This window comes from Pseudomonas helmanticensis, assembly GCF_900182985.1.
GTDB classification, from domain to species: Bacteria; Pseudomonadota; Gammaproteobacteria; order Pseudomonadales; family Pseudomonadaceae; genus Aquipseudomonas; species Aquipseudomonas helmanticensis.
This window is the reverse complement of the sequence record NZ_FXUY01000001.1, coordinates 3813851-3826948: the sequence shown is the minus strand read 5'-3', so window position 1 is coordinate 3826948 and position 13098 is coordinate 3813851. Positions and strand designations below refer to the sequence as shown.

The 13098-nt window shown below is 60.1% G+C and carries 6 protein-coding genes and 2 pseudogenes; 3 read left to right on the top strand and 5 right to left on the bottom strand.

What is annotated here, in order from left to right; all coding sequences use genetic code 11:
* Positions 1–24 precede the first annotated feature (24 nt).
* The 3 genes and pseudogenes from QOL84_RS17075 to QOL84_RS29545 all read right to left on the bottom strand — a co-directional run.
* Complete coding sequence (locus tag QOL84_RS17075) at positions 25–1767, bottom strand: potassium/proton antiporter (protein WP_283437956.1); 1743 nt, start codon at positions 1765–1767, stop codon at positions 25–27.
* A gap of 533 nt (positions 1768–2300) precedes the next feature.
* A pseudogene (locus QOL84_RS29550) lies at positions 2301–2900 on the bottom strand (methyl-accepting chemotaxis protein); the annotation flags it as partial.
* Positions 2901–3203: 303 nt separating this feature from the next.
* Positions 3204–3860 (bottom strand): annotated as a pseudogene (locus QOL84_RS29545) (MCP four helix bundle domain-containing protein); the annotation flags it as partial.
* Positions 3861–4203: 343 nt separating this feature from the next.
* Between QOL84_RS29545 and QOL84_RS17065 the strand changes: the two are divergent.
* From QOL84_RS17065 to QOL84_RS17055, 3 genes are all read left to right on the top strand, one after another.
* Positions 4204–4434, top strand: coding sequence for a hypothetical protein (locus QOL84_RS17065; RefSeq protein WP_283437954.1), 231 nt, complete (start codon positions 4204–4206; stop codon positions 4432–4434).
* A complete protein-coding gene (locus QOL84_RS17060; protein ID WP_129388094.1) occupies positions 4431–4733 on the top strand; it encodes a cell division protein ZapA in 303 nt (100 codons plus the stop codon). Before QOL84_RS17065 ends, QOL84_RS17060 begins: the two co-directional genes overlap by 4 nt.
* A 99-nt stretch (positions 4734–4832) precedes the next feature.
* The gene (locus QOL84_RS17055) at positions 4833–6770 is read left to right on the top strand and encodes a methyl-accepting chemotaxis protein (protein ID WP_129388097.1); all 1938 of its coding nucleotides are present in this window, start codon (positions 4833–4835) and stop codon (positions 6768–6770) included.
* A 201-nt stretch (positions 6771–6971) separates the two neighbouring features.
* Here the strand turns inward: QOL84_RS17055 and QOL84_RS17050 are convergent, their stop codons facing one another.
* Positions 6972–8774 (bottom strand): acyl-CoA dehydrogenase, encoded by a 1803-nt coding sequence (locus QOL84_RS17050; RefSeq protein ID WP_283437953.1) that lies wholly within the window; start codon positions 8772–8774, stop codon positions 6972–6974.
* A gap of 278 nt (positions 8775–9052) precedes the next feature.
* The gene (gene putA, locus QOL84_RS17045) at positions 9053–13006 is read right to left on the bottom strand and encodes a trifunctional transcriptional regulator/proline dehydrogenase/L-glutamate gamma-semialdehyde dehydrogenase (protein WP_283437952.1); all 3954 of its coding nucleotides are present in this window, start codon (positions 13004–13006) and stop codon (positions 9053–9055) included.
* Positions 13007–13098: the final 92 nt, after the last annotated feature.

Sequence of the window (13098 nt, the reverse complement as noted above, 5' to 3'; positions counted from 1 at the left end):
CAAGCAAGTGAGAGTGGACGCAGTTTAGAGGAAGAGCCCGGGACCCGGGCGACTTCCTTCGGGGAATCTGACGCCGACTTTGCCGATCTTGTTCCCGTCCATGACCGCGACTGTCCAGTGGGTGTTGTTCCACTCCACCTGGTCACCAACGATCGGTGCACCACCGACTTTATGGGCAATGAAGGCGCCCAGGGTCGTGTCAGGATCGATGCCTTCTGCCGGCAACCCGTACAGCGCTGCGACCGCTTTAAGCTGGGCGTCTCCTTCCAGCACGAAGTCGCCGAAGAAGCGCAGATCGAGGCCGCGTTGCGGTGCCTGGCTGAACAGTTTGCCGAGCGCCGGCAGGTTGTGTTCATGGCCGATAACGCACAGCAAATCATCGACTTCCAGCACCGTACTACCCGACGGATGGAGCAGTTGCTGGCCACGAAACAGCGCAGCGATACGTGTGCCTTCGGGCATTTTCAGTTCACGCAAGGGCGAGCCGATGCACCATTTCTCCGCACCGAGCTTGTAAACGAACAGTTCCCACTCGCTGGTGATGTGCACTTCCAGCGCCGATCGCGAGATTGGTGCAGGCTCCGGCGGTACCGTGACCTTGAGCAGTTTGGCCACCCACGGCAGGCTCGTGCCCTGCACCAGCAGCGACACCAGCACGATGAAGAAGGCGAGGTTGAAGTACAGCTGCGCATTCGGCAGCCCGGCCATCAGCGGGAACACCGCCAGAATGATCGGTACCGCGCCGCGCAGGCCGACCCAGGAAATAAAGGCTTTTTCGCGGCCATGGAAGGCCTTGAACGGCAGGAGGCCGACGATCACCGACAGCGGCCGCGCAAACAGAATCATCCACAGCGCCAGACCGAGGGCGGGCAGGGCGATCGGCAGCAAGTCATGCGGAGTGACCAGCAGGCCGAGCACGAGGAACATGCCGATCTGCGCCAGCCACGCCATGCCGTCGAGCATGTGCAGAATACCGTGGCGGCTGCGTACCGGACGGTTGCCGATCACCAGGCCACACAGGTACACCGCGAGGAAGCCGCTGCCGTGCAGGGCGTTGGTCAAGGCAAACACCACCAGACCGCCAGCGATCACCAATATCGGATAGAGGCCGGCGGCGAGGTTGATCCGGTTGACCAGTTGCAGCATCAGCCAGCCGCCGCCGAGGCCGATCACGCCGCCGATGCCGAACTCGCGCAGCAGATGCGTCAGCAGGCTCCAGTGCAGACCGGTCTGGCCGCTGGCGAGCATGTCGATCAGGGTGACGGTGAGAAACACCGCCATCGGATCGTTACTGCCGGATTCGATTTCCAGGCTGGCAGTGACTCGTTCGTTCAGGCCTTTGCCACCCAGCAACGAGAACACCGCCGCGGCGTCGGTAGAGCCAACGATGGCGCCGATCAGCAGGCCCTGAATCAGGTTGAGGTCAAACAGCCACGCGGCCGCCATGCCGGTCAGCCCTGTGGTGATCAACACCCCGACCGTGGCCAGCGACAGCGCTGGCCATAACGCCACGCGGAAACTGGAGACCCGCGTGCGCAAACCGCCATCGAGGAGGATCACCGCCAGTGCGAGGTTGCCGACCAGATAGGCCGTCGGGTAATTATCAAAAATGATCCCGCCGCCATCGACCCCGGCAGCCATGCCGACCGCAAGAATAATCACCAGAATCGGAATGCCGAGACGCGAAGACAGGGAACTGACAAGAATGCTCGCACCTACCAGCAACGCGCCGATCAAGAACAGGCTGTTGATGGTCGTCGCATTCAAAGGCAGTACTCCAGAAGCGTAAAGACGGGCACAAACTGACCATGCAGTCTGCGTGCCAGCGATTCTAACCTGTTGAAATGTGATGCTGTCAAAAAGGTTTTTCAGTGTGGCATCAGGTTTTATGTTCGGCGGGCGATTGCTGCCCTCACCCTAGCCCTCTCCCGGAGGGAGAGGGAACTGATCAAGTTGTTTGTGCAAGGTACATCGACCTGAAAATCCTGAGTCGAACTCAGGTTTTGAAAAACACGAAGATCTGCTCCCTTTCCCCTCGCCTGGGGGGAGAGGGCACTGATCGAGGTGATGAGCAATGTGTCTATTAAAAAGTGTCCACCATGTCTCCGAACACCCGTCCACCATGTCTCCGGTACATACAGGGGGGATAGGGCACTGATCGAGGTGTTTGTGCGAGGTACGCCGACCTGAAAGTCCGGAGTCGAACTCAGGTTTTGAAAAGCACGAAGATCTGCTCCCTTTCCCCCTCTCCCTCTGGGAGAGGGCTGGGGTGAGGGTGCTTTGGATCTTGATCTACTCAATTAAAGGCTGAACCGCCCAACCATGTTGTTCAGGTCCAGGGCCAGGCGCGACAGCTCGTTGCTCGCCGCGCTGGTCTGGTTCGCGCCGGTCGCCGATTGCACCGACAGATCACGAATGTTGACCAGATTGCGATCCACTTCACGCGCCACTTGCGCCTGCTCTTCCGCTGCGCTGGCGATCACCAGGTTGCGCTCATTGATCTCGACGATGGCGGTGTTGATGGTGTCCAGCGACATGCCGGCGCCACGCGCGATGTTCAGCGTCGACTCGGCGCGCTCGGTGCTGTTGCGCATCGAATCCACGGCGTGTTCGGTACCGCTTTGAATGCTGCCGATCATCCGTTCGATTTCGCTGGTCGATTGCTGGGTGCGATGCGCCAGGGCGCGCACTTCGTCCGCTACAACCGCAAAACCACGGCCAGCTTCACCGGCACGCGCCGCTTCAATGGCCGCGTTCAGCGCTAGCAGATTGGTTTGATCCGCGAGACCACGAATCACGTCCAGCACTTTGCCAATATCACGGGATTCGTTGGCCAGATCACCGATCAGGCTCGCGGTGCTCTGCACATCGGCGCTCATGCGTTCGATGGCGCTGACAGTTTCCTGGACCAGATCACGACCGTCGCCGGCAGACGTGGTGGCGTTCTTCGAGGCTTCCGAAGTGCTCACTGCGTTGCGCGCGACTTCTTCCACGGCGCTGGTCATTTCGTTGACCGCAGTCGCCGCCTGTTCGATTTCGTTGTTCTGCTGAGTCAGGCCGCGAGCACTTTCGTCGGTGACGCTGTTCAGCTCTTCCGCTGCCGACGCCAGTTGCGTGGCCGAACCGGAAATCCGCTGCAAGGTGTCACGCAGCTTCGATTGCATCTTCGCCATCGCCGCCAGCAAGCGCCCGGCTTCGTCGGTGCCGTCAACATGGATCGGCTGAGTCAGATTGCCCTCGGCAATGGTTTCCGCAGCATCCAAGGCCTTGGCGATCGGCTTGGTGATGCTGGTGGTCAGCAACCACGCGAACAACAAGGTCAAGCCAGTGGCGATCACCAACAGGGTCACCACCAGATCGAACGCGGAAGAATACTGATCTGCCGCTTGCTGGTTGGTTTCGCTGATCTGCTCGCCGTTGATTTGCATCAGGCGGTTGAGCACGGTGTTCATCGCTTCGGAGTTGTTGAGCAGTTCGGTGTTGAGCAGGTTGCGCAGTTCATCCACCTGATTGTTGCGCGACAGGCTCTTCATGCGGTCTTCGATCTGGCGGTACTGACCGAGCAACTGCACGTACTGGTCGTAGGCCGCACGTTCCTCGGAGCTGCCGATCAGCGGCTCGTAAGCCGTCTGAGCGGCGCGGATCTGCTGGTTGCGCATGTCCAGCAACTCAACGGTTTTCTGCTGCACGTCCGGTTCGCGATTGACCAGCAAACGGTACGACAACACGCGCAGGCGCAGGGTCAGTTGGGTGAACTCGTCGAGGTTTTTGATGCTCGGCACGCTGCTTGAGGAGATGTCCTCGGCGGCGCCACGGATTTTGCTCATCTGGTTCAGGGCGAACACGCCGAGAATCAGCATCAGGCCGCCGATCAAAGCGAAGCCGGTAAACGCCCGTGGGGCGATATTCATATTGCGGAGGGACATGGGCGGATACCAAGAGAGGGCCGCATCCATGCGGGCTGAGACTGCTGTATGGATGACTTATCGGTCATACGACTAAAGTCTTGAGGCAGTGTGCGTATTTGTCGCAGAAGGGCTGGGGCGACGAAGTGCAGGAACCAGATCGGCAGATCACAGTCTTTAAAACTCGCAAGAATGGTCTCCCGCCAGGAAAATCAAGGCTTTGCGCCGGTTTAACCCTGGCATCCGTGGTGACTTTTCTTTATCGTACGCGCCCTTTGAAAATGCCTGGAAGATCAAAATGTTGGAAGCATCCCTCAGCCAATTGGAACAGCTCGTCAGCGACCTGGTGCAACAGAACCAGAGCCTCGCGCAAACCAACCAGAATCTGTCCACGGAACTGGCCCAGGCCAAGGATGAGAACGAAAGCCTGCAACTGAGCCTGATGGAACAGGAAGAAAAGCACGGCGCTACCGCCGCACGTATTCAAGCTCTGGTTGATCGCGTCAACGCAGGTCCTGTCAGCGCATGAACCACGGCACAGCAGGGGTAAAAGTCGTCTCCATTCTCGGGGAGGACTATTCGATCAAGGCACCGGCCGGGGAAGAACAGACCCTGCTGGACGCGGCACTCATGCTCAAGGCCGCTTTGGCCGACACCAAACGCAAATACCCGACGCTGATCGGTGACCGCTTGCTGGTGCTGGCAGCGATGAATCTGTGCTCGCAGCAGATCGAAATGAAGAAACAGCACAAAGAAGAACTCGACCGTTACCAAGAGCAAGTCAGCGCCACGGTCGACACCATCGCCAAGACCATCAATCAGGGGTGATGGGGTTGCGCACAACCAAAGAATAGATTGTCGATCGGGTTGTATACAATCGGCACGGCTGTTGCATTGCTTCCGCCACTTATTCTTTGGGGGTGCTCCATGCAGTTGTGGCGACGCAGTATTCAATGGCAGCTGATTCTCAGCATGGGCACCGCCCTGCTGGTCAGTATCCTGATCGTGGTTGGCATTTATACCCTTGTGGTCAACCGCCTTGCCCAGAGCTATCTGGTGGAACAAGCACTGCCGTCGAGCATCGAAGCGACGCGCAACGATATCGAACGCATCCTCGTGCAGCCGCTGACGGCGGCCAAAGACATTGCCAGCAACACCATGGTCCGCGACTGGCTGGCCTCCGGTGAAGACAGCAGCAAAACAGCCGGCTTCGCGCAGTATCTGGAAGGCATCCGCGCCGAACACAAGGCTTTTACCGCTTTGATCATCGGCACCGAGTCCAATCATTACATCACCGAAAAAGGCCTCGATCGCACCCTCAGCCGGGCCAAACCGGCCGATGCCTGGTTCTATTCCTTTCTCGACAGCAATCAGCCGCGCACCCTGAACATCGACAACGACGGAGCCACCGGAGAATTGGCGCTGTTCATCGATTTGAAGGTCGAGCAGGCCGGCAAAGTGGTCGGCGTCGCGGGGCTTGGGCTGAGCATGAAAGAGCTCTCGGAGCTGATCCACAACTTCAGCTTTGGTGAGCGCGGCAAGGTCTATCTCGTGCGTTCCGACGGTTTGATCCAGGTGCATCCGGAGGCGCAGTTCAGTGGCAAGCGCACCTTAAGCGAGCAGATCGGCAGCAATGCTGCGCAGGCAGTCCTCGGTCAAAAAACTGCCGTCAGCAGCAACTTCCAGCGAGACGGCGAAGACTTCCTCGCCTTCAGTCTGCCTTTGCGCGATTTAGGCTGGACCCTGGTGGCCGAAGTGCCGCAGTCGCAAATCTACGCCGAGGCGCGCAAAGCCATGTGGATGAGCGGCGGCATCGGCCTGGCGGTGGCGCTGGTGTGCCTCGCCCTGGTGGTGTGGCTGGCGCAAGGTCTGGTGCGACCGATTCGTCAAGTAACAGCCGCACTGGTAGCAATCGGTAGCGGTGGGGGAGATTTGACCCACCGGTTAGATTCCAGTCGCGCCGATGAGTTGGGCGACCTTGCTCGCGGCTTCAATCGTTTCCTCGACAGCCAGCGCGGGATGATCGGCGAAGTGCTGACCACCAGCGAGCGCCTGCGCACTGCCGTGGGACAGGTGGCAAAAGTTGTCGAGAACACTGCAGAGCGCTCCGGCCGTCAGCAGGAAATGACTGACATGGTCGCGACTGCCGTTCACGAGATGGGCTTGACCGTGCAGGAAATTGCGCAGAACGCCGGCAACGCGGCGCTCGCCTCGCAAACCGCGCGCGATGAAGCGATGCAGGCGCGGGAAGTGGTCGGCGGTTCGATTCGGCATATTGAAAGCATGTCGGATGAGATTGGTTTGGCGGCGGGTGCGGTGGGTGAACTGGCGCATCAGGTAGCGTCGATCGACTCGGTGCTGGCAGTGATTCGCGGGGTGTCCGAACAGACCAATCTGCTGGCGCTCAATGCGGCGATCGAAGCCGCGCGTGCCGGCGACATGGGCCGCGGCTTTGCCGTCGTAGCCGATGAAGTGCGCACCTTGGCGCGCCGCACGCAGGCGTCGACCGACGAGATTCAGCAGATGATCGGCAGCCTCAAGCAAGGCGCGGAAAATGCCGTGTCGTCGATGCGCACGGGGCAGGCCGCGACCGGCACCGGGGTTGAGTCGAGCCAGCGCACCGGGGCGTCGTTGACGGCGATTACCGGGCAGGTCGAACGCATCAGCGACATGAACCATCAGGTGGCGACGGCGACCGAGGAGCAATCGGCGGTGACCGAAGAGATCAACCGCAATGTGCAGGGGATTTCCGATCTGGCCCGCGCTACGGCGGGTGAGGTGCGGGCTTGTCGTGAAGACTGCCAGATGTTGCAGAAACTGGCGGATGATCTGGCGCGGCAGATGGGTGGGTTCAAGCTGAGCTGAGTGTTCTATCAGAAAAGCCCCTCACCCTAGCCCTCTCCCAGAGGGAGAGGGGACTGACCGTGGAGCATTCAGGAAGTACGCCGACCTGAAAATGCTGTACCGAATCCATAATCGACGCGGTTTTTCAGGTCGATGTATAGCGCCAGACACCTCGGTCGGCCCCCTCTCCCTTCGGGAGAGGGCTGGGGTGAGGGCAGGGTGTCAGAACCACGCATCCTGCATCGCCAGACACGTATCATCCCGCGCCTCCAGCAACGCCAGTTCATGGTGGCAACCCGGCACTTCCCACGTCAGGAAATACCGCGCCGCCTGCAACTTGCCCTTATAGAAGTCAGCGTCTGCCGCATTGCCCTTGGCCAACCCTTCCTCGGCACGAATCGCTTGCTCCAGCCAGCGCCAGCCAATCACCGTGTGGCCGAACACCTTCAGGTACAGCGCCGAGTTCGCCAGGCTGCTGTTGACCTTGCCCTGCGCCAGATCGGTCAACAAACCGATGGTCACCGTTTGCAGGCGCGCCACCAGCTTCTCCAGTGGCTCGCGCAGTGCGCTTAGCGATTCATAGGCTGTCGCGCGTTCAGCAGTGTTGGCGATAAGACGGATCAGTTGCTTCAACCCGGCACCACCGTTCTGCGCCAGTTTGCGCCCGAGCAAGTCCAGCGACTGGATGCCGTGGGTGCCTTCATGGATCGGGTTCAGACGGTTGTCGCGGTAATACTGCTCGACCGGATACTCACGGGTGTAACCGTGGCCGCCGAGAATCTGGATCGCCAGTTCGTTGGCCTTGAGGCAGAACTCCGATGGCCAGGATTTGACGATTGGCGTGAGCAAATCCAACAGTTCATGCGCCTGTTTACGCTCGGCTTCGGACTCAAGCGTGGTGGTGTCATCGAACAGGCGAGCGGCATACAAACCGAGGTCAAAGGCACCTTCGACGTAGGATTTCTGCGTCAACAGCATGCGTCGTACATCGGCGTGTTGAATGATCGCCACCGGCGCGGCGGTCGGGTCCTTGCTGTCCGGCACGCGACCCTGCGGACGTTCGCGGGCGTATTCCAGCGAGTACAGGTAACCGGCGTAACCGAGCATCACCGCGCCCATGCCGACGCCGATTCGCGCCTCGTTCATCATCTGGAACATGTAGCTCAAACCACGATGCGGCTCGCCCACCAGATAACCGATGCACTCACCGTTATCGCCGAAGTTCAGTGCGGTAGAGGTCGTGCCGCGCCAGCCCATCTTGTGGAACAACCCGGCCAGCAGCACGTCATTGCGTTGGCCGAGGCTGCCGTCATCGTTGACCAGAAACTTCGGCACGATGAACAACGAAATGCCTTTAACGCCCGCAGGCGCATCTGGCAGCTTGGCCAGGACCATGTGCACGATGTTTTCCGAGAGCGGATGATCGCCGCCGGAAATGAAGATCTTGTTGCCCTTCAGGCGATAAGTGCCGTCGGACGCAGGCTCGGCGCGCGTACGAATATCCGACAGCGACGAACCAGCGTGGGGTTCGGTCAGGGCCATGGTGCCGAAGAAGCGCCCATCGATCATTGGCTGCAGGAAACGCTGTTTCTGCTCATCGGTGCCGAAGCTTTCAATAAGATTCGCCGCGCCCATGGTCAGAAACGGGTAAGAAGTCGAAGCCGCGTTGGCTGACTGGAAATGTGCGAAGCAGGCTTGCGACAGCAATGTAGGAAGTTGCATGCCGCCAGCGTCGAAACTTCTCGCGGCGTTGAGGAATCCGGCTTCAAGGAAGGCATCTACCGCCGGTTTCACCTCGGGGATCAGAATCGCCTTACCGTCCTCGTAGCGCGGCTCGTTCTCGTCGCCCTTGCGGTTGTGCGGCGCGAAGTACTTCTCGGCGATGTTGCGTGCGGTACCGATGGCGGCGTCGAACGTCTCGCGATTGTGCTCGGCAAAGCGCTCACGCCGGGTCAGGCCCTCGGCATCGAGGACTTCATACAGCTCGAAAGCCAGATTGCGGGAACTGAGCAGCGTCTCGGACATGGCGACCTACCTGAAATTGGGGTTGGGCCGAGTCTAGGCGTGCTGATAAAGGCTGAACAGGATGATTGATGGGCGTGATACAGAAGCAAAAGATCGCAGCCTTCTGTAGGAGCTGCCGAAGGCTGCGATCTTTTGATCTTTTGTAGGAGTGAGCCTGCTCGCGATAGCGATCTATCAGACACATTTATTTAACTGACAGACCGCTATCGCGAGCAGGCTCACTCCTACAGGGAATTGCATTCCAGGCGACCGTTGCGGGCGCCTGGAGTTACAGCGGTTTAGCCGATAGTCATCAGACTGGCATTACCACCCGCCGCCGCGGTGTTAACGCTCAACGCCCGCTCAATCACCAGGCGCTCCAAGGCAATGTTGGTCTCGCCCTGGGACAAGCCCTGAACCCCAACGATCGCGCCGGCACGCTTGGCAATCTGCTGGCACACGCCGCGCAACTGGTCGGAATGGCCGTGATGCAGAACCGCATCAAACACCACTTCGTCTTTATTCCAGTCAGCTACCAGCTTGATCCGCGCCTGAATCTCCTTCGGCAGGCGTGCGAACAATGCCTTGCTGATGTCGGACTCCGGCCATACCGCCGAGCCGCCTACCGCCAGCACCGCTGCCAGTTGCGTCAGCAGATCACCTTCAACCTCCGCCAGGCACAGCACGTGCTCGCGCGGCAGAATCGCGTAGCTGTTTTTCTCACCGGTCGGGCCGGCCAGTACGCGAGTGATGCCGCTCTGCGATTGCGCAGCGTACTGCGCGCACAGCGTGCTCAGTTCTGCGTACTTGTTGCTTTCGGCCCAGGCTTTCAGGGCGTTCAGCGGTTTGCTCATGGCGTCGCGCAAACGAACGTCCGGGGCGACGACAGCATCACCGCGAGCGAAGGATTGTTCGATGGCATCGGTAGGACGGGTCGCCAGCAAACGATACAGGTACAGCGGGCCACCGGCTTTCGGGCCAGTACCCGACAGGCCTTCGCCGCCGAATGGCTGCACGCCGACCACGGCACCGACGATGTTGCGGTTGACGTAGACGTTACCGGCGTTGACGTTGTCGATCACCTTGGCGATGGTCTCGTCGATACGGGTGTGCACGCCCAAAGTCAGGCCATAACCGGAAGCGTTGATCTGGCCGATCAGTTGATCGATCTCTTTGCGCTTGTAGCGCACCACGTGCAGCACCGGGCCGAAGATCTCGCGTTGCAGCTCGTCGAAGCTTTCCAGTTCGATCAGGGTCGGCATGACGAAGGTGCCGCGTTTGACTTCTTCGGTGTCGGCGATCGCCACCTGGTAGACGTTGCGACCTTTGTCGCGCATGACCTGGATGTGCTTGTCGATGCCAGCCTTGGCTTCGGCGTCGATCACCGGGCCGATGTCCACGGACAGGCGCTCCGGGTTGCCGAGACGGCTTTCCGCCATGGCACCTTTGAGCATTTCGATGACACGATCAGCGGAATCTTCCTGCAAGCACAGTACCCGCAGCGCCGAGCAACGCTGACCGGCGCTGTCGAAAGCCGACGACACCACGTCGATCACGACTTGCTCGGTCAGTGCCGAAGAGTCGACGATCATTGCGTTCTGGCCACCGGTTTCGGCGATCAGTGGAATCGGACGGCCCTGGCTGTCGAGACGGCCAGCGATGTTGCGTTGCAGCAGACGCGCGACTTCGGTGGAACCGGTGAACATCACGCCTTTGACGCGCTCATCGCCAACCAGACCGGCGCCGACGGTTTCACCGCGACCCGGCAGCAGTTGCAGCACGCCTTCCGGGATGCCGGCTTCGAGCAGCAAGCGCACGGCTTGAGCGGCAACCAGCGGAGTTTGCTCTGCAGGTTTGGCCAATACCGGGTTACCGGCAGCCAGTGCCGCAGCGACTTGACCGCTGAAGATCGCCAGCGGGAAGTTCCACGGGCTGATGCATACGACTGGACCCAATGGACGGTGGGCGTCATTGCTGAAATCGTTGCGTGCCTGCACCGCGTAATAACGCAGGAAGTCGACCGCTTCACGGACTTCGGCGATGGCGTTGGCGAAAGTCTTGCCGGCTTCACGAGCCAACAGGCCCATCAGCGGCTGGATCTCGCCTTCCATCAAATCAGCGGCACGTTCCAGAATCGCCGCGCGTTCGGCCGGCGGAGTGGCCTGCCAGATCGGCGCGGCGTTCAGCGCGCATTGAATGGCGTTGTCGACGTCTTCGACGGTGGCTTCCTGAACGTGACCAACCACATCACGGTGATCTGCCGGGTTCAGCACTGGCGCCGGAGTTTCGGTGCTGGACGCGCAACCGAGCATCGGCGCGGCTTTCCAGTCGGTGTGGGCAGTGGCGAGCAGGGCGCAGGACAGCGAAGCCAGACGATGTTCGTTAGCCATGTCGATGCCGCTGGAGTTGGCGCGTTCGGCACCGTACAGATCACGCGGCAGCGGAATACGCGGATGCGGCAAGCCGAAACCACCTTCCACGGTCGCCATCTGCTCGATCTGCGCTACCGGATCGGCCACCAATTCCTGAATCGAAATCGATTGGTCGGCGATGCGGTTGACGAACGAGGTGTTCGCACCGTTCTCCAGCAAGCGACGAACCAGATACGCCAGCAGGGTTTCGTGAGTACCGACCGGTGCGTACACGCGGCACGGACGGTTCAGCTTGCCGTCGGAAACTTTGCCTACAACTTGTTCGTAAAGCGGTTCGCCCATGCCGTGCAGGCACTGGAATTCGTACTGGCCCGGGTAATAGTTCTGACCGGCAATGTGGTAAATGGCCGACAGGGTGTGGGCGTTGTGCGTGGCGAACTGCGGGTAGATGACTTCCGGCACCGACAGCAGTTTGCGTGCGCAAGCGATGTAGGAAACGTCGGTGTACACCTTGCGGGTATAGACCGGATAGCCTTCCAGGCCTTCGACCTGGGCGCGCTTGATTTCGCTGTCCCAGTACGCGCCTTTCACCAGACGGATCATCAGGCGATGGCGGCTGCGGCGAGCCAGGTCGATCACGTAATCGATCACGTATGGGCAACGCTTCTGGTAAGCCTGGATGACGAAACCGATGCCGTTCCAGCCAGTCAGTTGCGGCTCGAAGCACAGGCGCTCCAGCAGATCCAGCGACAGTTCGAGACGGTCGGCTTCTTCGGCGTCGATGTTCAGGCCGATGTCGTATTGCTTGGCCAGCAGGGTCAGCGACAGCAGGCGCGGGTACAGCTCGTCCATCACGCGCTCGTACTGTGCACGGCTGTAACGCGGGTGCAGTGCCGAGAGCTTGATGGAAATGCCCGGGCCTTCATAAATCCCACGACCGTGGGAGGCTTTGCCGATCGAGTGAATGGCTTGTTCGTACGACGCCAGGTATTTCTGCGCGTCGTGTTCGGTCAGCGCCGCTTCACCGAGCATGTCGTAGGAATAACGGAAGCCTTTAGCTTCGAACTTGCTCGCGTTGGCCAGTGCTTCGGCGATGGTTTCGCCGGTGACGAACTGCTCGCCCATCAGGCGCATGGCCATGTCGACGCCCTTGCGGATCATCGGCTCGCCGCTCTTGCCGATGATGCGGCTCAGCGACGAAGTCAGGCCGGCTTCGTTGTGCGTCGAGACCAGTTTGCCGGTCAGCAGCAGGCCCCAAGTGGCAGCGTTGACGAACAGCGATGGGCTGTTGCCCAAGTGAGGATGCCAGTTACCGGTGCTGATCTTGTCGCGGATCAGTGCATCGCGAGTGCCCTTGTCCGGGATACGCAACAGCGCTTCGGCCAGGCACATCAGCGCCACGCCTTCCTGGGACGACAGGGAAAATTCCTGCAGCAGACCTTGAACAATGCCTGCACGACCGCCGGCACTTTTCTGGTTACGCAATTTTTCCGCGATGGAGGCAGCAAGTTTGTTAGTGGCTTCGGCCATCGCTACCGGCAGGCGAGCCTGCTCGATCAGCATCGGCACGACTTCCGGCTCCGGGCGACGGTAAGCGGCGGTGATCGAGGCGCGCAGAACGGACTGCGGCAGGATGCTTTCGGCGAATTCGAGGAAGCACTGGTGGGCGTGATCGGTGTGGACTTCGCCTGCCTCATCGGCGTCCTTGGCGGTCAAACCGTTCAGCTCGGTCAGGGTTGCACCACCCTCGAGTTTTTCCAGGTAATTGAAAATTGCCTGCTTGATCAGCCAGTGCGGTGTGCGATCAATCGAGGTCGCGGCAGCCTTCAGGCGCTCGCGGGTCGGGTCATCGAGTTTGACCCCAAGGGTGGTGGTAGCCATATTTTTATCCTCATGGTTGCCACAGTTGCGTGGCATCAGCTGGCGGCAAGATTAGCCGTGCGCTGAAAGAGGTGCAACCGGGTGCAACCCTT

Bases quoted from the DNA above. Each gene is read 5' to 3' on its own strand.
- QOL84_RS17050 (WP_283437953.1), bottom strand. From the start codon at position 8,774: ATGTCCGAGACGCTGCTCAGTTCCCGCAATCTGGCTTTCGAGCTGTAT.
- putA (WP_283437952.1), bottom strand. From the start codon at position 13,006: ATGGCTACCACCACCCTTGGGGTCAAACTCGATGACCCGACCCGCGAG.
- QOL84_RS17055 (WP_129388097.1), top strand. From the start codon at position 4,833: ATGCAGTTGTGGCGACGCAGTATTCAATGGCAGCTGATTCTCAGCATG.
- QOL84_RS17060 (WP_129388094.1), top strand. From the start codon at position 4,431: ATGAACCACGGCACAGCAGGGGTAAAAGTCGTCTCCATTCTCGGGGAG.
- QOL84_RS17065 (WP_283437954.1), top strand. From the start codon at position 4,204: ATGTTGGAAGCATCCCTCAGCCAATTGGAACAGCTCGTCAGCGACCTG.